Here is a 21,016-nt window from a genome sequence, read left to right on the forward strand (position 1 = left end):
CCGACCCTGCGGCGCGCGCCCGCCCCCGGGCTGCGCGCGTCCGTTTCCCGCTACTCGGACGCCTCGTCCTGCGGCGCCGGCGCGGCCGGCTTCGTCGTGGTGGCCGCCTGGAGCAACGCGCTCATCTGGGCCGGATCCTTCAGCAGGGCCTGGATCTGATCGCTCGCGGCGGCCTTGCCGTCCATGTATCTCAGGAGGTTCGCGAGCTGTTCGCGGGCCTTCAGGATCTCGGCGAGGGGCTCGACCTGCCGCGCGATCGCGCCGGGCGTGAAGTCTTCCATCTTGTTGAAGCGCAGCTTGACGGACAGCTTCTCGTCCTTGTCGTCCGACAGCTTGTTCGCCACCCGGAACGACGCGCCCGGCTGGATCGCGGCCAGGCGACGCTCGAAGTTGTCCATGTCGAACTCGACGAACTTGCGCTCCCCGACCTTCTCCTTCTCCACGCCGGGATCGTTCCCGGAGAGGTCGGCGAGCACGCCCATGACGAACGGCAGTTCGATGTTCTTCTCGGCGTCGTACGGATCCTCATAGGTAATGTGGACGCGCGGCGGCCGGTTGCGCTTGATGAACTTCTGACTCGAATCGGACATTCCGATCTCCTGCGCCGTCTGCAGTCCACGCCGTGAACCGTGAAGAACTTGAGCTTCGTGCCGAGAACTTGCTGGAAGCGGAGTACGTATTCCGCACGGACCCGAGATTGCCAGACCATGCGCACCGCACAAAAACGAGATTTCAATTCTACTTTGTCTGTTATCTTTTCGCCCGCGCAGCGCTTTCTGAAAAAACGATAAAATCCAGTCCTGTTACGATGTCAAGCTTGTCGATCCTCGGGCAAACATCAATCTCCGTCGCGTGACAAACGAATGCCCGGAAGCACATCCGCCAGGATACTCAGGAAGTCCCTGTTCACCAGCGTGCAGGCGCGATCGGTGAAGAGGGGGATCGGACTCGAAGGCTCGCTCGCACGGTAGAAGGCGCTGACTTCCTTCAACAAAGCGACCGCGACGGCGCGGGACTCGACGGTGAATCCGGCCTCGGCGCCGCTCAGGTCCTGCCGCTCTGGGCTCGCGCCGTCCCGGCCCAGCACGTTCATCATGTGATCGATGCGCAGCTCGAACGACGCTTCCGGCTTCGGGCCGATGTACAGGGTGGCTTCGTCCGCATGATTCGGCAGCAGGGTGCGCAGCATGTCGGAGAAGGGCAAGCCGATCAGGCGCCGGGCCTGGCGCACCAGAAGCTCGGCGGGACTCGAGGGCTCGCACCGCTGGAAGTAGTCCGCGACGGCGGCCAGCGCCGCGGCGGCCTGGGCGGCGGTCGCGACGGGTCCGCCCCGCTTCGGCGCGGGGGCGAGTGCCCCCTCGTCCGCGCCCTCGTCCGCCTCTTCTTCGGGCGCCGCGACGGCGACGTCGGCCGGGCCCAGGAACCGCAGGATGCCCTGGGCCACCTCGCCCAGATGCGGAAGCCGGACGGCGTTCCTGTCCCCCATCCGCTCGGCGGTGAGGGCGCCGATCCGCGCCACCGCCCCGGCCATGACACGGGCCGCCGCCAGCGCCTCCTCCCGCATCTCGGAATCCGATTCGAGCAAGGCCCGTTCGAGTTCGCTGCGGTCGAGCACCGTTTCCCCGTCGCGGGGCGACGCGGCCTCGGTCGTGACGAGGAACGTCCGGTAGGCGATCGGACCGAAGCGGCGATGCTGGAACAGCGGCAGATGCTGGAGCGGCATGATCATCGACGGGAGATCGTCGAACTCCTGCAGCACGACCGCCCGGTAGCCGTAATCGCCGTCCTCGCCCCGGGGGTGGATCTCGTCCCACATCCCGGTCAGCAGGTCGGCCACGAGGTCGAGGCAGCGCGCGCAGTCGGCGAACTGACGGTCGAGCGCCATGAGGCGGCTCGCGACCGAGAGCAACCGAAGATCGTGGGTGCGCTTGAGGAGCGCGTCGAGCGAGCGGAACTCGGCCTTGAAGTCGATCGTCGTCCGGTCGAAGGCGACGAGTTCACCCGTTTGCTTGCGCTCGAAATAGGCGATCGGGAGGAAATACCCCGCCCTCGCCATGAACTGCGAGAACTGGGTGTCGTCCTCGATGTCGAGATCCGGGCCGCACAGATCGTCCGGCGACACCGGCTTGGCAATCTCGGCAAGATCCATTGAGGCCATCGGGCAGCCGATCACATGGGACAGGGAGCCCGCGCCGCTGCCGGCACCGGTGCCTCCCCACGACCCGGGCTGAACCCGACCGCTCCGCTGAGGCGGTCAGGCCGAAAAGGACCCGTCCGGCGCGCGTCCCGCGGCCGGATCGGATCGGGTGCGGCGCGTCACTCGCCTTGGAGCCGCGCCTCGACCCGGCGGTTTTCCGGGGCCGCGGGATCCTGCGTGCGAGGACGGCTCTTGCCGAAGGCCTTCGCCTGGAGGCGGTTCGCCTGCACGCCGCGCTCCTCCAGATAGTGGACTACCGCCTGCGCCCGCCGCGAGGACAGATCCATGTTGAACCCGTCGCTGCCCTTCGCGTCGGTGTGGCCTTCCACCATGAAGCTGGAATGGTCCAGGCTCGCCCCACGCAGGGCCTTGGCGAACTCGTCGAGGTTGGCCTTGGCGCCGTCTGTGAGCGTATCGCTGTTATAGTTGAAGGTGACGATCAGGTCGAAACCGCTGCTGATCTTCGGCCGCGTGCCGGTCGTCTTTGCGCACTCGCTCTCGGCTCCGATGCAGAGCGAGCGCGATGCGCCGAGATCCTTGCGCGAGAAGTGCTTTTCGATATCCGCCGCGGTATAGGCCGGCTTCGATTGAGCCAAGGCCGCCGTCGTCAACAGGCACGAAACGACACCAAAAATCAAATTTGACCGGAACATCGTTAAGCCCACCGTGAGTGGGTCGACTATGCGTGGCAGTTCATGTACTGTCAAGACGCCTGTTGCCTAATTTTTAAGACTCCGGAAGACAGCCGAATGCAATCCTCTCCTAAGCAGGAAAAACGGATAGCTCGCCTGAAAACACCCAATTCCGGCGACGAATTAGTCTTGTTGAAAATGGATGGCAGCGAAGGTCTGAGCGAGTTGTTCGAGTATCGTATCGACTCGCTGAGTCCCACCAAGAATATTGATTTCACCAATTCGATCGGGCGTCTTTGCACCATCACCGTGGGAAGCTATGGCGGGGCGACCCGTTACTTTAACGGCATCCTCGTCGAAGCACAGTGGACCGGCATGAGCCAGAGCCTCTATGCCTATCACTTGGTGCTGCGGCCCTGGCTCTGGCTGCTCGGCCGGCGGTCCAATTGCCGGATTTTCAACAAGAAGACCGTCATCGCGATCCTTCGCGAAGTCCTCGATGAGGGGAGCCTCGGTCGCTACGACATCAAGGCAAATGAAGGCGACTACCCGGAAATCGAATACTGCGTCCAATACCGCGAAACGGATCTGGATTTTGTATCTCGCCTGATGGAGGAGTTCGGCCTCTACACGTTCTACGAACATTCCGACGGGCAGCATATTCTGGTCGTCGCCGACTCGAAATCCTGCCACCAGAAGGTCGAGCTGCCGGGGGGCAAGCTCCCTTACGTGGAGTTGGCGGGCCAGAATCGCCGCCTGTCGGAGCATCTCTACCAGTGGACCGCCGAGCGCCGGTTCCGCACCGGCAAGTATACGCTCAACGACTTCGACTACATGAAGCCGACCGCCGACCTGAAATCCGATTCCTCGGGCTCCGAAGGCTACAAGGACGCGAAGCTGGAGGCCTACGATTACCCCGGGCGCTTCACGGAGCGGGACCGGGGCAAGACGCTCTCCCGCATCCGGCTGGAGGCCGAGCAGGCGCTGGACTACCGCAAGCATGCCCAGGGCGATGCCATCAGCCTGTATCCCGGCGGCCTCGTCACGCTGGACAAGCATCCGACCGACGACGCGGAGTACCTCGTCGTCCGCTCCGTGCACAGCATCGTCGCGGAGGCCTACGCGACGGGCGCCGGCTCGGGCGCGGATGAAATCTACAGGGGCCATTACGAGCTCCTGAAAAGCTCGCGGTCGTTCAGGGCCCCCCTCGCCACGCCGAAGCCGATGATTCGCGGCCCTCAGACCGCCATCGTCGTGACGCGCGAGAACGCCAAGGGCGAGGAGATCGATGTCGACGAGGAGGGGCGCATCTTCGTGCAGTTCCACTGGAACCGGGACAAGAAGCGCATCTCCCGCCCGGTCCGGGTCGCCCAGATGTGGTCCGGCAAGGCCTGGGGCTGGCAGTTCATCCCCCGGGTCGGCCAGGAGGTGGTCGTCGAGTTCCTCGAAGGAGACCCGGATCAGCCGATCGTCGTGGGCGCCGTCTACAACAAGGATTACAAGTATCCGTACTCGCTACCCCAGAACAAAACCATGTCCGGCGTCAAATCGGATTCGAGCAAGGGGCATAACGGCTACAACGAATTCGTCTTCGAGGACAAGAAGAACGAGGAGAACGTCCGCTTCCGGGCCGAGAAGGATCACGATTCGGTGGTGCGCCACGCCGAAACCCGCATCATCGGCGAAACCTTCGAGACCGCCGTCGGCTCGCCCTCCCGCGCCACGACGCTCAAGAACGGCGACGAGTCCCTGAAGGTCGAGAGCGGGAACTGGAACGGGGACGTCGCCGAGAAGATCCACTTCAAGGCGGGCAGCGAAATCGTCCTCGAAGTCGGCGCCAGCAAGATCACCATGACGGTCTCGACCCTCAAGATCGAATCCGGGCAGATCAAGATCGAGGCCGTCAGCGAGATCGAGCAGACCGCTCCGCTGATCAAGATCAACTGAGGCGTCCATGACGAGGCTGCGCTTCAGCACCGTTCAGGAAGTCTTCGACGCGCTTCCCACCCTGCGCGACGACATGGAGGCCGAGCCCACGAACGAGGCGCCGGTCCCCTATCTGCAACGCCTCGGCGACAGCCGCACGCCCGAGGACGGCATCGCTTTCTGCGCCTATGTCCTGGGACGCCGGGAGGCGGTCTGGTGGGCCTGCCAGTGCGTGCGCCTCCTCGTGCCGGGCGCGGCGGAGTTCAAGGGCCTGCAAGCCGCCGAGGCCTGGGTGCGCGACCCCGAGGAGGAGCAGCGGCTGGCCGCCCTCGCCTGCGCCACCGGCGGCGACCGGCGCTGCCCCACGACGTGGCTCGCCCTGGCCGCAGGTTGGTCCGGCGGCAACATTGCGAGGCCGGGGCATGGGACGGTGATGGCCGCGCCCCACTACACCGCCAAGGCGGTGCGGGTCGCCATCCTCGGGGGCCTCTCCCGGGTCGTCGCCCGCGAGCGCGCCGCCTGCCTGCGGCAGTGCCTGGAAGGGGGCGTGCGCCTCATGCAGGCCCCATAGTCCGCCCGCAGCCGGATACCGGTCCGGCGCGGGGAGCGGGTCTTCCCGGTAGGCGCGGCCCTTTCCCGTCGGCGGCGCGGGATTTGAATCGATCGCCGCTCTTCTTGTGCGGTAAGATTGATGAGATTTTATCAGGACTGATCAAGACGCCCGGATGCGCGCGCCCGCGCCTTTCGGTACATCGATCGAGCCGCGGCCGGACCGGCGCGGTGGAACGGGAGCCTGTCCGGCACGATGCCGCTGAGCCTGATCATCGAGAACGAGACCAGCCTGCCGGATGGCGGCCCGCTGAGTTTCACGACCAGCGGGACGCGCGGTCTCGATATCGGTCGGGATCAGTATTTGGACTGGACGCTACCGGATTCCTCGCGGGCGATCTCGGGGCGCCACTGCGAGGTCCGCTGGCGGGACGGGGGATACTGGCTGCACGACGTCTCGCGCAACGGCACCTTCGTCAACCAGACAATGCATCGCCTCCAGGAGCCGCATTGCCTGCGGACGGGGGACCGGCTCTACATCGGCCATTACGTCGTCCGCGTCGAGATCGACGGCGAGGCGCCGCGAGCGCCCGTCCCCGCCCCCGAGCGCGTCCGGGGCCACGATCTGCAGGATCCCTGGTCGGCGAGCGAGGACGCGGCGCCGCGGATCTCGCGGGGGGACCTGCGCGCCGCCGACCCCCGCCCGGCCCGGGCCGACTACCCCGACTGGCGGATGGACCTGCCGCCCCCGCCGGCCGAACCGGCCTTCGCGCCGATCCCCGAGCCCCGTCCGGGTCCCGCGCCGGTGGAGCCGCCCGCCTGGGCCGCCCCGCCTGCCGGACCGGGATCACCCTGGAGCGATCCGCCCTCCGGCCGGGGGCCTGGCCCGGCATCGCCGGCCGACAATCCCTGGGGGCAGCCGACCCTCGGCACGGAACCGCTCCGGCGCGCCGAGCCCCCGCGCATGCCGAGCCCGCCGCCCCCTCCCCCGCCTCCTCCCCCGCCGCCCTTCGAGGAGTCCTTCGCGCCGCTCCCCGGCCTCGACAGGAATGCCGCGCCCCAGGGGCCCCAGGGGCCACAGGCTGCCGCGGACGCGTTCGTGCAGCGGTTCGCGAAGGGCGCGGGCGTATCCGCCGACCTGTTCGACTGGCGCGACCCCGGCGATTTCGCCGAGGATCTCGGCGCCCTGACGCGGCTCTCCATCGAGAACCTCAAGCAGTTGCTCGTCGCGCGGGCCGAGACGAAGCGGGCGGCCCGCGCGGCGAGCCAGACCATGATCCAGGCCCTCGACAACAACCCCCTCAAGTTCACGCCGACCGTCGAGGATGCGCTGCGCATCCTGTTCGGCCGCCCCACGAGCGGCTACCTGCCGCCCCGCCGCGCCATGGAAGAGGGTTTTCGCGATCTGAAGGCCCATCAGGTCAAGGTCTACGCGGCGATGCAGCACGCCGTGCGCCTGCTGCTCCAGGACCTCGACCCGGACGCCATCGAGGCGTCCCTGGGCGATGACCGGGGGTTGAATGCCCTGCTCGGGTCACGCAAGGCGCGCCTGTGGGACCTCTATGCCACGCGGTGGGACACGATGACGGCCGCCCACGACGATGGAATGGAAGATGCGTTCATGCGCTTCTTCTCGGAATGTTACGATCGGGGCGACACGTAGCGCGGCGAACACTCGCTATCCCCGAATTTGTGAGAGGCTCTTATTGACGGGATTTGCCGATCGTACCGGGCCTCGACCCACGTCACATTTGGCAGGTGATGCGCCATGATTACGGGCCCGAGGATTACTGAGGAAGCCGGGTTTCTTGGCTGACAGGCTTCGTCCGGGTGGGTTATACAGCATCCTTGGTAAGGGCAGTGCGGATGTCTTGGAACAGCAAGATCGTTTGGTCTGAGGGCCTGTTCCTGCGTCCGCATCACTTGCAGCAGGCCGACCGCTACCTCGAGAACCTCGTCGAGAGCCGTGTCCGGCATCTGACGCCCTATCCGTGGGGTTTCTCCCATCTGGAGATCGACCGCGACTTGGCGCAGCAGAGCCGCTTCTCGGTGCGCCGCGCCACGGGGATCATGCCCGACGGGACGCCGTTCGACATCCCGGGGCAGTCCCCCCTGCCGCCGCCCCTCGACGTGCCGCAGGATGCCGGCAAGAAGATCCTCTGGCTGATGATGCCGGTGGCGACGCCCAACAGCCGGGAGGTCGAGGCCGCCGAGGCGGAGAGCGCGAGCCGCTTCTACCCCGCGACCGAGACCTTGATCGACTCGACCTCGGCGCTGCGCGTCGAGGAGGAGATCGAGATCGCCCATCCCCGCCTCACCTTCGATCTCGGCCGGGGCGCCAAGCCGGGCTACGTGGCGCTGGCGATCGGGCGGGTGGTCGAGGTCCGCGACCGGGCGATCGTGCTGGACGAGCGCTTCGCGCCGCCGCTCCTGGTCTGCGCCGCGCATCCCGTCGCGACGGGCTGGATCGACCGCGTGATCGGCTGGATCGAGAACAAGCTCGAGGAGCTGGCCCGCTACGCCGCGGACCCGACGGCCGGCGGCGGCCTCCAGAGCGCCGACTACTTCATGCTCCAGGTGCTGAACCGGACCATCACGGTCCTGCACCATCAGCGCGGCTCCCGCTACGTCCACCCCGAGCGGCTCTACGAGGAGTTCCTCCGTCTCGCCGGCGAGCTCGCGACCTTCGCCACCGAGGAGCGGCGGGCGCAGACCTACCCGGCCTATGACCACGACAACCTGGAGACCGTGTTCGAGCCGCTGCTGCGCGACATCCAGCACTTCCTCAGCGCGCCCCTGAGCCGGCGCGCGATCCGCCTCGAACTGATCGAGCGCGCGCAGAACGCCTTCATCTCGACGATCCGGGACCGCGCCCTGTTCCGCAACTCGGCCTTCGTGATCGAGGTCTCGGCCCGGCGCCCCCTGAGCGAGATCCAGACGCAGTTTCCCCACCTGTTCAAGGTCGGCCCGAACACCAAGATGAACGAGATCGTCCACGCCCACCTGCCGGGCGTCGGCCTCGTCCACCTGCCGACGCCGCCGGCGCAGATCCGGGCGATCTCCGATCACGTCTACTTCCTGCTCGACCGGCAATCGCCGCTCTGGCCGGAATTCAGCGTCGCGAGTTCCATCGGCCTGCACTTCGCCGGCGACTGGCCGGAACTCCAACTGGAACTGTGGGCGGTGCAGGAGGGACGTCGCTGATGGGCGCCACCGTCGCCCCGGGCGCCCTCCCCCGGGAGCGCGCCCCGTGAGCGCCCCGTTCGACCCCTTCGGTCGCGGGGACCGGACGATCATCGTGCCGAATCCCGCGGGCCGCCGCGCGCCGCAGGCGCCGTCCTCGCCCCTTGCGCCTCCCCCCGCGCCTCCCCCCTACCCGCCGCCCGGCGGGATGCCGTACCAGCCCGCGCCGGCCGCCGAAGCCCAGCCCGATGCCTGGGCGGCCCCGCGCCCGTCCCCAGCGATGCCGCCCGACGAGGCGGAGGGCCAGCGGGCGCGGGCGCTCGTGCTGAAGCGCGACATCGTCGCCGCCGCCAACAAGAACCCCTACCTCAAGGCCGCTGGCCCCCTGCTGCTGCTGTTCGGGCGCTTGCGCGTCCAGCTCTCCCGGGCCTCCTTCGCGAACTTGATGGAGCAGGTCGCGGCGGCCATCGAGGATTTCGAGAAGGAGGCCCGCACCGCCGGCGCCCCGGCCGACCAGACGCGGATTGCCAAATACGTCGTCTGCGCCACGGCCGACGACGTGGTGCAGAACATCCCGACGAACGAACGGCATGTCTGGACGCAGTACAGCATGTTGAGCCGGTTCTTCGGCGAGCTGACCGGAGGCGTCCGCTTCTTCGAGGAACTCGACCGCGCCAGGATCGACCCGACGGGCAACTACGACCTGCTCGAACTCCAGTTCGCCTGCCTCGCGATGGGATTCCAGGGGATCCACCGGACGTCGGCCGGCGGTGCCGCGACCCTCCAGCAGATCCAGCGCAACCTCTACGAGCTGCTCCGGCGCGCCCGCCCGGCCGACCGCGAGATCTCGCCGCGCTGGCAGGGCCTCGCGATCGCGCCCGTCACGGCCCGCGCGGAAATCCCCATCTGGGCGATCGGGTCGATCGTCGGCGCCCTCCTCGTGGGCTTCTACATCCTGCTGCGCTTCATGCTCGCGGGGAGCACCGAGGCGACGGCCACCGCGCTCGTCGCCGTGCATCCGACGACCGAGCTCGGCATTCAGCGCCGCGTCTACACGCCCCCTCCCCCGCCTCCGCCGCCGCCGCCCACCAGCCCCACGGCGAAGCTCCGCTCCGCCCTCCAGGACGACATCGCGGCCCAGAGGATCACGGTCGGCGAGGCGGGCAACCAGATCATGCTGCGGCTGGCCTCGGCCATGTTCGCGCCGGGCGACGCCACGGTGAAGCCGGAGTTCCGGGCCCTGCTCGAACGGCTCGGCAAGCTGCTGCGGACGCAACCCGGCGCGATCAAGGTGATCGGGCATACCGACAGCGCGCCGATCAAGAACGTCCGCTTCCCGTCGAACTTCCACCTGTCCCTGGAGCGGGCCAAGGCCGTCGGGCAGATCCTGGGCGCCGCCGTGGGCCAGCCCGACCGGGTCGCCACCGAGGGGAAGGGCGCGGACGTGCCGATCACCTCCAACGACACGCCGGAGGGACGCGCGCGAAACCGGCGCGTCGAGATCCTCATCCCCCGTGGCGGCTGAGCCGCTCCCATCGTCCGCCGACGAGCCGAATCGATGCGCCTTCCCGATCCGTCCTGCGTGAGCGTTTTGCGATGAACCTGGTCGCCTGGCTCCGCCTCGGCTTCATCGTGGCCGGCGCCCTCGCCCTGTGCGCCCTGGTCTGGTGGGGCGGCCCGCTGGTGGCGGTGGCGGACGTGCGCCCCCTCGATCCCGTCTGGGTCCGGCTGCCCCTCTGCGCCCTCGTCCTCCTCGGGGCCGCCGGCTATGTGGGCTTCGTCCTCTACCGGCGGCACAGGGCCATCCGGGCGCTGGAGGCCGAGATGGCGGCCGGCGACGAGGTGCCGGAGAACGACCGCGAGGTGCTCCAGGCATCCATGCGCGATGCCCTCGCGACGCTCCGCACCGCGGAGGGCGGCAAGGGCCATCACCTCTCCGAGCTGCCCTGGTACATCATAATCGGGCCGCCGGGCTCGGGGAAGACCACCGCCCTCGTCAATTCCGGCCTGAAATTCCCCCTCGCCCGCGCGGCGACGCCGAAGGCCATCGCCGGCAGCGGCGGCACCCGCTACTGCGACTGGTGGTTCACCGACGAGGCGGTGCTGATCGACACCGCCGGCCGCTACACCACGCAGGATTCCGATCCCCGGTCGGACCGCCAGAGCTGGACCGCCTTCCTCGACATCCTGAAGAAGCACAGGCCCCGGCAGCCGCTGAACGGGGTCATCGTGGCGATCAGCATCGCGGACCTCCTGACCTCCGACGAGGCCGAGATCGCCGCCCACGCGACCGCCGTGCGCAAGCGCCTCCTCGAACTGAACGAGCGCCTCGGGATCGACTTCCCGGTCTACGTCCTGTTCACCAAGGCCGACCTGCTGGCGGGATTCCAGGAATTCTTCGGCCACCTGCCCGAGGCGAGCCGGCGCATGGTCTGGGGCCATACGTTCCAGACGGACGAGAAGACCCGCAACATGATCGGCGACGTGCCGGCGGAGTTCGATGCGCTCGTCGAGCGCGCCAACGCCTGGCTGCCGGACAGGCTCCAGGACGAGCCGAACCCGACCTCCCGCGTGGTGCTGTTCGGCTTCCCGAGCCAGATCGCCTCGGCGAAGCCGCGCATCGTCGATTTCCTCAACCGCGTCTTCGAACCCTCGCGCTACCATGTCAGCGCGACGCTGCGCGGCTTCTACTTCACCTCCGGCACCCAGAACGGGACGCCGATCGACCAGTTGATCGGCTCGCTTTCGCGCAGCTTCGGCGCGCAGGAGGTCGGCGCCGGCGCCTATTCGGGCCAGGGCCGCAGCTACTTCCTCACCGATCTCCTGAAGACCGTCATCATCGGCGAGGCCGGCTGGGTCTCCACCGACCGGCACGCGGTGCGCCGCTCCAACCTGATGCGGCTCGGGGCCTATGCCGGGCTCGCCGTGACCTCCGCGGTCCTCGTCGGCCTGTGGTGGACGAGCTACCTGCGCAACAGCCAGCTCGTGCAGCAGAGCAACACGCTCCTGGCGAAGTACCAGGGCGAGGCGAGCGAGATCCTCCGCGAGCCGGTGGTCGCCGACCGGAACCTCGCCCGCGTGGTGCCCCTCCTCAATACGCTCCGCTTCATGCCGGCCGGGTATTCCAGCCGCCACGAGGCCACCCCGGTCCTGGCGACCTTCGGCCTCAGCCAGCGCGACCGCCTGAATTCGGCGGCGCTCACCGCCTACCATGCGGGGCTCGAACGCCTCTTAAGGCCGCGGCTGATCTTCCGCCTGGAGGAACAGCTCGAAGCCAACAGGAACAACCCGGGCTTCCTCTACGAGGCCCTCAAGGTCTACCTGATGCTCGGCGGGCGCCCCGAGGCTCCCCCCGACCGGGACCTCATCATCGCCTGGATGCGGCGGGACTGGGCGGAGAACCTGTTCCCCGGCGCCGGGTACGCCAAGGGCCGCGAACTCCTCGAAGAGCACCTTCAGGCGATGCTCGACCTGGAGGACGGCCAGCCGCTCCTCGTCTCGGTCAACCAGTCCCTCGTCGACGATTGCCAGCGCACGCTCGCCCGGCTGAGCATCGCCGAGCGCGCCTACGAGCTGCTCCGCTCCGATGCGCGGACCGCCTCGCAGCGCGACTGGACGGCGCTGAAGGCCGGCGGACCGGACGCCTCGCTGGTCTTCGAGGTGGTCGGCGGCGGCGACCTCGACCGGGTGCGCGTACCCTTCTTCTTCACCTATGACGGGTTCTTCGAAGCCTTCATCGACCGGTTCGGCGACGTCGCCGAGGCCGCCGAGCGCGACCGCTGGGTGCTGGGGCCCGCCGGCGAGCAGCAGGCCTATACGGCGCAATACGGGTCGCTGTTCGGGGACCTGTTCAAGCTCTACGCCCGCGACTTCGTCCCCGCCTGGAAGCAGGCGCTGGGGAAGCTGAAGATGCGTCCCCTCCTGAGCGACAAGCCCCGCTACATCGCCCTCCAGGCGGTGGCGGCGCCGACCTCGCCCCTGCGGCAGATCCTCGAATCGCTGCGTGACGAGACCCAGTTGACCCGGGAGCGCGACACCCACGCCAAGGGCGACACCCGCGCGAAGGGCGACCGGGTGGACCGGGCCAAGGCCGCCGTGGGGAAGGCCGCCGCCGACATGGCGGAACGGGCCGTCGCGAGCCGGCTTCCGGGCGGACTGGCGGGGACCGGGATCGTCTCCCGCAGCGGGGCGGAGCGCTTCGCGATCCCCACCAACGAGGCGCCGGGCGCCACCATCGAGGCCGCCTTCCGGCCCTATCACGTCCTCCTCGACGGCGAGCCCGGCCGGCGCGCCGTCGATACGCTGATGGCCGGCCTCAGCGAGATCAAGACCGCCGCGCTCCAGGCTCTGAACCCGAACGAGGCGGCGCAGGCGAACAACACGCTCGTCACCCAGGCCCGCGCGCTCCACGCCCTGGCGGCCCGGTTCCCGCCGCCGTTCGAGACGATGATCCGGGGCATCGCCGCCGAGTTCGAGGGCAGCGCCACCGGCGCGGCGGTCTCGCAGGTCGCCCAATCCCTCGGCGAGCAGGTGATCCGGGATTGCCAGCAGATCGTGACGAACCGGTATCCCTTCGCCCGCGCCAGCGAGCGGGAGACGCCGCTTGCGGATTTCGCGCGGCTGTTCGGCCCGGGGGGCATCCTCGACCGCTACTTCGCGACCAACCTCGCCTCCCACGCCGACCGGTCCCGCCCGCAATGGGTCTGGCGGCAGGACGATCAGGTGGCGCGGGCCTTCTCCGCGAACACGCTGCGCGAGTTCCAGCGGGCCTCGGAGATCCGCGAGACGTTCTTCCCGACGGGCGGGAACATGCCGGCCTTCGCCTTCGCGGTGACGCCGCTGACCCTCAGCGCCGACGTGTCCAAGGCGAAGCTCGACGTGAACGGGACGGTGCTGGAGACGCAACAGGGCGTCAACGCGCCCGTGACGATGCAATGGCCGGGCCCCACCGGCCTCGGCCGGACGGCGATCACCCTGGATTTCGGCTACGGCACGCAGCCCATCGTGATGGAGAAGACCGGGGTCTGGTCGCTCTTCCGGGCGCTCGATTCCGGCTCCGTGCTGAAGCAGGGCGACAACATCGTGGCGACCTTCGTCGTCGGGGGGCGCCAGCTCTCCTATCAGATCAACGTCAGCGCGCTCACCAACCCCTTCGTCCTTCCGGCGTTGCGGGACTTCCGCTGCCCGTCCGGGATCTGACGGCCATGCGGTTCGCCCTCTATGGCAAGCTTCCGGCCAAGCGCGATTTCGTCGCCGTCGGAACCTGGCGCGGCTTCCTGGCCACCTTCGAGCCGTGGTTGCAGCAGGGGATCGCGTCGAGCCGGGCGCAGCTCGGCGCGACGTGGCAGGACACCTACCTGCACGCGCCGATCTGGCGCTTCTGGATCGGCCATGCGGTCTGCGGGATGACGACGCTCGGCGCCCTCATGCCCTCCGTCGACGGTGTCGGGCGGTACTTCCCCCTCGTGCTCGCGGCCGGCGCCGAGGCCGAGGAGACGCTGCCGAACCCGGAAACCGAGGCCCACGACGCGTGGCTCGGCGCGGCCGAGGACATCCTGCTCGGCGCCCTCGGGCCGGACGCGACGCTCGACGGGGTGACGGCTGCCCTCGCCGGCCTCGGCCCGCCGGCGGCGATCTCCGGCGCGGGGGTGGTCCCCGGCCTCCTGCGCCTCGGCCGGAACACGCTGGCCGGTCCCCTCGACGGCGACCCGGCGGCCTCCTTCGCCGCCTTGCGCAGCGCGGACCGCGACCGCGGCAGCGCCGGATCGAGCTACTGGTGGACGACCGGCGGGGCCGCCTTCCCTCCACGGGTGATGATGGCGACCGGCCTGCCGGATCCCACCGCCTTCGCGCATTTCCTCACCAGCAGCCAAGAGGCAGGGACCCTCGCATGACGCCGCGATCCCTGGATCCGTTCGCCGTCCCGCTGGCCGAGCCGGCCAAGCCATACCGGCCGCCCTTCCGGTGCGCCGCCGCGACCGATACCGGCCGGGTGCGCCAGATCAACGAGGACAGCTACCTCCTCGCTCCCGAGATCGGCGTCTTCGCCGTGGCAGACGGGATGGGCGGCCACGCGGCCGGCGACGTCGCGAGCGCGACCACCGTCGAGTGCCTCGCCTCGATCGGCACGGCGGTCTCCCCCGGCGACCTGTTCTCGCGCACCCAGGACCGCATCCTGCGCGCCAACATGGCGATCCAGGACCTGGCCCGGGACCGGGGGCACATCATCGGTACGACGGTCGCCGTGTTGCTCGCCTTCGAGGACGACTTCGCCTGCGTCTGGCTCGGCGACAGCCGGATCTACCGGATCCGCGACGGGGCGATCGCCCAGTTGTCCCGCGACCATACCGAGATCCAGCAGCTCCTCGACGCCGGAACGCTCACCCCCGAGGAAGCGAGGGTGTATCCGCGCCGCAACGTGGTGACCCGGGCCGTGGGCGTCCAAGCCGAGCCGGAACTGGAGATGATCCACGGGGCGATGGAGGCGGGGGACGTGTTCCTGATCTGCTCCGATGGGCTGACCGGCCATGCCGAGCCCGCGCAGATCCTCGCCGAACTGGACGGCGCCGACCCGCAGGCGGCCTGCGACGCGCTCATCGCCCTCGCCCTCGCCGATGGAGGCACGGACAACGTGACGGTCGTGGTGGTGCGGTACGAACCGGAGCCCGTGGCGGTCGATCCGCCGGGCCCGGTGGATGCGTAGGGTACAAGGTCCGCTCATGAGCGAAGAGACGATCATCGTCGCCGCGCCCAACGGACGCCTGCCGCCGGGCACGCGGCTCAACGGGCTCTACGAGGTCGAGGCGTTCATCACGTCCGGCGGGATGGGCGACATCTACCGCGGCCGCGCGATCGTCACGCGCGATGCCGTGGCCATCAAGACGATCCGGCCCGACATGGCCCGCAACGAGATGGCGCTCTCGCTGTTCCGCAAGGAGGCCTCGTCGCTGCACAACCTGCACCACGAGGCGATCGTCCGCTACTTCGTGTTCACGAACGATCCGGTTCTCGGCATCCCCTACCTCGCGATGGAGTTCGTCGAGGGCGAGGCGCTCTCCGACATCCTCCGGCGCGGCGCCCTCGGCACGGAAGAGATCCGGGTGCTGATGCACCGCCTCGCCCTCGGGTTGCAGGCCGCCCACCAGCACGGCATCATCCACCGTGACCTCTCGCCGGACAACATCCTCGTGCCCGAGGGCGATGTCAGCCGCGCGAAAATCATCGACTTCGGGATCGCGCGCTCGCCGCTCGGCGACGGCACGCTGATCGGCAGCGGCTTCGCCGGCAAGATGAACTACGTCTCGCCCGAACAGCTCGGCCTCTTCGGCGGGGAGGTCGGCCCGCGCTCGGACATCTACAGCCTCGGCCTCGTCATCGCCGAGGCGGCCCGCGGCAAGCACCTCGACATGGGCACGAGCCATGTCGAGGTGATCGAGAAGCGGCGCCGGGTCCCGGAAATCTCCGGCATCGACCCGATCCTTCGCCAGATCCTCCAGCGGATGCTGCAGCCCAACCCGAAGGACCGCCCCGCCAGCATGGGGGAGATCGCGGACTGGATCCCGCTTCCCGTGGGCGGCCGGCGGGGACGCCTGTGGGGTCTCGCGGGTCTCGCGGCCGTGCTCCTCGTCGCGGCCGGCGGGGGCGCGGCCTACCTGACGGGCGCCCTCGATCCGAGCGTCTTCCGCGGCGCGGTGCCGAGCAAGCCGGCGCCCGGCCCGGGCGACACGGTCGACCTGCCGCCGAAGGCGCCGGATCCGCTCTCGCCGCCGGCCGGTTCGGACCTGCCCGGCCCGGCGACGGACCGGCCGGGCGCTTCCGCCCTGGACAGGCGCGGTGGCGCCGGGCCCGAGGACGTTCCTCAACCCGGGACCGACCCGCGCGACACCCCCGCACCGGGGGGGCCGCCCCCCGACGAGCCGACCGCCCCGCCGCCGGCCTCCGGCCGCGTGGCCAGCCTCGATCAGGTCCGCGATTTCCTGCGCGACTATTCCGGCGGCCGCTGCTTCTTCGTCGCCCCCGTCACGGTCGCGGTCAACGACACGACGATCGAGGCCTACGGGGCGACGCCGGCTCCGTTCATGGCCTTCGACGAAGCGTTCCAGCGCACCCTCGGCTTCGAGCCGGAGATCAACCTCCGCCAAGTGACGGCGGCCCAGTGCCCGATGGTCGACTTCCTCGCCCGCCGGAGCGCCACCCAGCGGACGGTGCCGCAGCCGACCCTGACCCTGAAATCCTTCATCCTGCGCCGGGGGGACGAGCTGGTGGCGCGGGCCGAGTCGCGGCCCGACCGGCCCGTGGAGTTGCTTCTCATCTCGGACGATGGGATCGTCCACAACTTGGCGAACTATACCACCCGGTCCGGCAACACCCTGAACTTGAAGCTGCGCCTGATGCCGGCCGAGCAGAGCGCCGACGCGACGCCGCAGCTTCTGATCGCGCTGGCGAGCAGCCGCCCCCTGGTCGCCCTTCAGGCGGCCCTGAAGGGCGGCCCGCTCACGGCGGAGCGTTTCAGCCGGATCCTCGGCGAGGAGGCGACACGGGGCCAAATTCCGGGCCTGACCGTGAAGTATTTCAAGCTCAATGGAGGCTGAGGCGGTGCCCCACGCTCCGGCGGACGCTGGCGGAGTCATCCGGTGAAGACGCGGACCACCCTCGGAAGCGGTCTGACGGAGGAGGCGTGCCTCTCCGAGATGATGCGCTTGCGCGGCGTGGCGCGCTGCGACGCCTGCGGCCGGCCGGGGGACTTCGTGCCCACCGGCAAGCACCGGGCGTTCGCGTGCACGGGCTGCGGGCACAAGGTCTATCCCTGCCAGGGGACGCCGTTCTCCAAGCCGCACCCCCCCCTGAACCACTGGTTCCGCGCGATCGACGCCCGGGCGCGGGGACGTCCGATCGGCCCCCGCGAGCTGGCCCGCGACCTCAAGACCTCGCGCATCCTCGCCGAGCACATCGGCGCGCGGGTCATGGCCCTGGAGGACGAGGGCCCCCGGGGGACGCCCCCGGTGGACTGGTTCGATGCCGTGGCCGCGTTCACGGGCGAGCGCCTCCATGCCGAGCGGGCGACCCGGGTGCATCCGCGCGGGGACGACCGCGCCGAGACCCCGTGGCGGACCCTGGTGTCCCTCGTGCATCCCGCCGACCTCTCGTGGCGCCCCCTCGTCGGCTCGGCCCTGATCGCGCTTCTCGTGTGCACGGCCATCGGGATCGGGTGGCTGGTCGTGCCGGACGAGCCGGACGAGGACCCGGACCTCGCCCAGGCGACGGCCATCCTGTCGCTGGCCTCGGACCAGCCCGTCATCCTCGTCTCGCCCGACGTCGCGGACCAGCTCTACGACGTGACGGATGCCGACCCCACCCCGGCCTCGCCGCTCGCGCCCGTCATCAAGCTGGCGCCGCCGGGGGTGGAGCTGAAGCGGGTGCCGCTGGCCGATGCGCGCCCGATCGCGCGGCCCTCGGTGAAGCTGGCGCCGGCGGTCGGCAAGTCGATCCTCCAGGGCGACCTCGCGGATGCCCGCCGCCGTGCGTCGGACCGGCCCGAACTCGCCGCCTACGCCTCGCTGGCCACCGCGCTGGAGGGCAACGGGACCCGCAACCCCGACGAACTCCTGGTCTTCGGTCCCATGCGGATCCGCCGGTACCTCGTCGAGAAGATCGTGCAGGCGGCCCGGATCACGAGCATGGATCCGGTGCTGCTGATGGCCATCGCCGACAAGGAATCGAGTTTCGCCACGGAGGTCCAGGCGCAGACCTCCTCGGCGACGGGCCTGTTCCAGTTCATCGAGAAGACGTGGCTGGGCGTGGTCCGGGACTTCGGAAGCTACTACGGCATGGAGCGGGATGCCCGCCTCTGCGCCGGCGAGCTGCCGCCGGCCGACCGGCTGCGCATCCTGACGCTCCGGCGCGACGCCTACTTGTCGGCCGTGTTCGCCGCCGAGATGCTGAAGCGGGACGGCGACCGGATCGCCCGTCGCCTCGGCCGCCCCCTCACCGGGGGCGAAACCTACCTCGTCCACTTCCTCGGCCCGGACGGCGCCGAGCGCCTGATCAGCCGGGCCGTGGACGCCCCCAACACGGCCGCCGCCGACCTCCTGCCGAAACCCGCCGAGGCGAACCGGCCGATCTTCTTCTCGTCCGCCTCCGACGGGACGGTCCGCCGCCTCTCGGTCAGCGCCGTGCGCGACAAGTTCGAAACCATGATCGGCCTGCGCCTGAGCCGGTACCGCGACGTCCACGCCTTGACGCGGACCGAGAACAAGACCGCCTCCAGCGGCTCGGAACCCCCGAGGCCGGCCCCGTGAGGCAACCGGCGCCTGCGCGCTTCGCCGCGACGCCGCCGCAGGGTTCGGCGCCGGCTGGCCGGACATTCAACGAGAAGCCGCCGGCCGCCCAGAATGCGGAGCCGGTGAAGGAACGGGAGGACACCGTGGCACGTCACACGACATCACAGACCATCGGCCGCCTCGACAGGCGCACCCTCGGCGGTCTCGGCGCCTGCGCCGCGATCTGGTTGAGCCTGGTATCGCCGCCGCGCGCCGCGCCGGCCGCGTCGGACACCCCGCCGCCCGCGCCCTCGGCGCCGCAGGCTGCCGCGACGGGTTCGCCCGAGAAGGCCGCCCCGCCGGCGGCGAGCCCGAAGCCGGCCACGGCCGAGGGTGCCGCCAAGCGGCCCGCGACCGAACCGGCCAAGGCGGCGACATCATCGGCTGACAAGGCGAAGCCCGCACCCAAGGCCGCGCGTCCGCTTCCCGCACGGTCGGCGGCTGCGCGGGCACGGCAGGGCGCGGAACGCGCCATCCGTCAGGCTGAGGACAATCTCGCCGTCGAACGGCGGCGCTGACGCCTCACGCGCCAGCGGGGCTGCCCGGCGGACGCGCCGGGCAGACGTGCGAAGGGATCAGTACCCGACGCCGAGCAGGACGAAGTTCGACGCCAGAAGCCCGCCCGGCCGGCGGTAGGACGCCATGGCCACCCGCGTCGGCGCGGGCGCCACATCCCTCGCCACCCGCTGCGGCACCGTCGGAGCGATCAGCTGCACGGAGCGATCCGTGAGATAGGCGGTCACGTTCGAGAAGCAGCGCACGGCGCGGGTATACTGATGGGCCGCCTCGAGGGGCTGGCAGACCTGGGCCATGTGCCGCTTGGCCACCGTCAGGCGCGCCGGATCGACGACCTCGTTCTGTGCCAGGGCCGAGCCAGAGCCGAGCGCCACGACAGCGAGCGCGCACGCGGCACTCAGAAAGTGCACAGTTCGGATCATGATTCGACCTCCTCTGAACGACGCCTCGATCGCGGCTATTGACGAAAGCGAGACAACAACACTTCGCTTCTCCGCTCCACAAGCTTGGCGACGCCCGTCTCGGAATTCAGTTCAATAATGCGCCGAAGCCTTGACAATCCCTGAACAGCCGGACGCAACTCGTCTCTTGCTGTTGCACGAGATCCGAATAATTTTCAAGTCAGGCCCTGCCGACCGACAGCCTTCGCCGCTCGCCCGCACGGAACATACTGTCTCCGGCAACGATCCAGGAACGAAATCGTTGCTTGTTGTGTCGTGCGCAGGTGAACGGCAGCGCGATTTGCGCTCATCTCGGCCACGCTTGCCCTCTCCACGCGGATGGCGCGTGTCTCAAAGGTAAGAGGCCACCGAATCGAGCCCCATGGCCCGGGCACGGTTGCGGATTTGCGCCTTCTGGTCCTCGCGCAGGAGCCCGATCAGGGGCCGGGCCGCGGAATAGATGCGGAAGGTCGTGCCCGAGAAGGCGTCGGCGGTGTTCTGGCCGGCGCGGGCCAGCGCCATCTGCTGCGCGCCGATCTCGGTCAGAACCGCCTCGACGGGGGGCCAATACGGCTCCTGCTCGGCGGTGAGGCGAAGGGAGAGCTTGAGGCGCCGGATCTCGGAGGGGGTCAGGACATCCTTGTAACGCGGGTCCCGGGCCGGGGCGGCGGGATGCGGTGCGACCGGGGCTTGCGGACGCGGCGCGGCCTGGGCCGGCTCCTGCGGAAGCGCGGCCAGCTCGCGGCGCGGCGCCCGGACGGGCGGCTGCGCCTGCACGGGGGGTTTGGCCGCGAACGATTTGGGAGCGGGCTTCTCCACCGGTTCGACAGGCTTCTCGTCCGAGAGGCGGGCCTCCCGCGGCTCGGGCACGACTGGCGGCGGCGCCGTCTGCAAGGCTGCCGGGGGGGCCGTATCGGCCAGGAAGATGCCTTTCGGGGGTTCCGGGACCGGCGCGGACGGGAGGAGGCTGACGAGTCCGAAGGCCCCGAGGCCGACCAGGACCACGAACAGGGCCGCCCCCGCCATGGCCACTAATGCGGGCCGAAAGCGTGACATCGCTCCGCGCCAATCCTTGTATCCTCGACCCACAATCATAGGCAGGGCACCTGAAGTTTGTATAGGGGCTTCACCGGCTTAGACGATCACCGAGGATGTGCAGCCCCGAGCTTCGCCGGCCGGACTTTCATGGATTGTCGCCACCCCAGCCACGCAAGACGCGGACACGAAACAGCACCGCGCGGCGCCAGGGCGGCG

General features: G+C 69.5%; 16 protein-coding genes. 11 read left to right on the forward strand and 5 right to left on the reverse strand.

Annotation, left to right across the window (positions count from 1 at the left end; translation table 11 throughout):
- Positions 1-50: 50 nt before the first annotated feature.
- The 3 genes from tssB to AAHF99_RS14290 all read right to left on the reverse strand — a co-directional run bounded on the left by tssB (position 51) and on the right by AAHF99_RS14290 (position 2,850).
- Positions 51-590: a type VI secretion system contractile sheath small subunit gene (tssB, locus tag AAHF99_RS14280; protein WP_342165052.1), complete on the reverse strand. Its 540-nt coding sequence runs from the start codon at positions 588-590 to the stop codon at positions 51-53.
- Between the two features lie 248 nt (positions 591-838).
- Positions 839-2,149 (reverse strand): type VI secretion system protein TssA, encoded by a 1,311-nt coding sequence (locus AAHF99_RS14285; protein WP_342165053.1) that lies wholly within the window; start codon positions 2,147-2,149, stop codon positions 839-841.
- Between the two features lie 167 nt (positions 2,150-2,316).
- Positions 2,317-2,850, reverse strand: a complete 534-nt coding sequence (locus tag AAHF99_RS14290) for an OmpA family protein (RefSeq protein ID WP_342165054.1) — start codon at positions 2,848-2,850, stop codon at positions 2,317-2,319.
- A gap of 96 nt (positions 2,851-2,946) precedes the next feature.
- On the opposite strand from AAHF99_RS14290, the gene AAHF99_RS14295 reads away from it, so the two are divergent.
- The 11 genes from AAHF99_RS14295 to AAHF99_RS14345 all read left to right on the forward strand — a co-directional run bounded on the left by AAHF99_RS14295 (position 2,947) and on the right by AAHF99_RS14345 (position 19,324).
- Positions 2,947-4,776 (forward strand): type VI secretion system Vgr family protein, encoded by a 1,830-nt coding sequence (locus tag AAHF99_RS14295; protein ID WP_342165055.1) that lies wholly within the window; start codon positions 2,947-2,949, stop codon positions 4,774-4,776.
- A gap of 7 nt (positions 4,777-4,783) precedes the next feature.
- Positions 4,784-5,326 (forward strand): DUF6931 family protein, encoded by a 543-nt coding sequence (locus tag AAHF99_RS14300; RefSeq protein WP_342165056.1) that lies wholly within the window; start codon positions 4,784-4,786, stop codon positions 5,324-5,326.
- A gap of 234 nt (positions 5,327-5,560) precedes the next feature.
- A complete protein-coding gene (gene tagH, locus AAHF99_RS14305) occupies positions 5,561-6,967 on the forward strand; it encodes a type VI secretion system-associated FHA domain protein TagH (protein WP_342165057.1) in 1,407 nt (468 codons plus the stop codon).
- Between the two features lie 203 nt (positions 6,968-7,170).
- Positions 7,171-8,508, forward strand: coding sequence for a type VI secretion system baseplate subunit TssK (tssK, locus tag AAHF99_RS14310; protein ID WP_342165058.1), 1,338 nt, complete (start codon positions 7,171-7,173; stop codon positions 8,506-8,508).
- Between the two features lie 46 nt (positions 8,509-8,554).
- Positions 8,555-10,012, forward strand: a complete 1,458-nt coding sequence (tssL, locus tag AAHF99_RS14315; RefSeq protein ID WP_342165059.1) for a type VI secretion system protein TssL, long form — start codon at positions 8,555-8,557, stop codon at positions 10,010-10,012.
- Positions 10,013-10,083: 71 nt separating this feature from the next.
- Positions 10,084-13,686, forward strand: coding sequence for a type VI secretion system membrane subunit TssM (gene tssM, locus AAHF99_RS14320; RefSeq protein WP_342165060.1), 3,603 nt, complete (start codon positions 10,084-10,086; stop codon positions 13,684-13,686).
- Between the two features lie 5 nt (positions 13,687-13,691).
- Positions 13,692-14,381 (forward strand): type VI secretion system-associated protein TagF, encoded by a 690-nt coding sequence (tagF, locus tag AAHF99_RS14325; RefSeq protein ID WP_342165062.1) that lies wholly within the window; start codon positions 13,692-13,694, stop codon positions 14,379-14,381.
- The gene (locus AAHF99_RS14330; protein ID WP_342165064.1) at positions 14,378-15,190 is read left to right on the forward strand and encodes a PP2C family protein-serine/threonine phosphatase; all 813 of its coding nucleotides are present in this window, start codon (positions 14,378-14,380) and stop codon (positions 15,188-15,190) included. The genes tagF and AAHF99_RS14330 overlap by 4 nt, the downstream gene beginning before the upstream one ends.
- Positions 15,191-15,206: 16 nt before the next feature.
- Positions 15,207-17,078, forward strand: coding sequence for a serine/threonine-protein kinase (locus AAHF99_RS14335; RefSeq protein WP_342165066.1), 1,872 nt, complete (start codon positions 15,207-15,209; stop codon positions 17,076-17,078).
- A 42-nt stretch (positions 17,079-17,120) separates the two neighbouring features.
- Positions 17,121-18,785 carry a transglycosylase SLT domain-containing protein gene (locus AAHF99_RS27200; RefSeq protein ID WP_412759887.1) on the forward strand — a complete coding sequence of 555 codons (1,665 nt, stop codon included), beginning with the start codon at positions 17,121-17,123 and terminating at the stop codon, positions 18,783-18,785.
- The gene (locus tag AAHF99_RS14345; protein WP_342165068.1) at positions 18,782-19,324 is read left to right on the forward strand and encodes a hypothetical protein; all 543 of its coding nucleotides are present in this window, start codon (positions 18,782-18,784) and stop codon (positions 19,322-19,324) included. The genes AAHF99_RS27200 and AAHF99_RS14345 overlap by 4 nt, the downstream gene beginning before the upstream one ends.
- A 57-nt stretch (positions 19,325-19,381) precedes the next feature.
- Here the strand turns inward: AAHF99_RS14345 and AAHF99_RS14350 are convergent, their stop codons facing one another.
- Positions 19,382-19,744, reverse strand: a complete 363-nt coding sequence (locus AAHF99_RS14350) for a hypothetical protein (RefSeq protein WP_342165069.1) — start codon at positions 19,742-19,744, stop codon at positions 19,382-19,384.
- A 369-nt stretch (positions 19,745-20,113) separates the two neighbouring features.
- Positions 20,114-20,818, reverse strand: coding sequence for a hypothetical protein (locus tag AAHF99_RS14355; RefSeq protein ID WP_342165070.1), 705 nt, complete (start codon positions 20,816-20,818; stop codon positions 20,114-20,116).
- Positions 20,819-21,016 lie beyond the last annotated feature (198 nt).

Origin of the sequence: Methylobacterium litchii (assembly GCF_038442315.1) — a bacterium.
Taxonomy (GTDB): domain Bacteria; phylum Pseudomonadota; class Alphaproteobacteria; order Rhizobiales; family Beijerinckiaceae; genus Methylobacterium; species Methylobacterium litchii.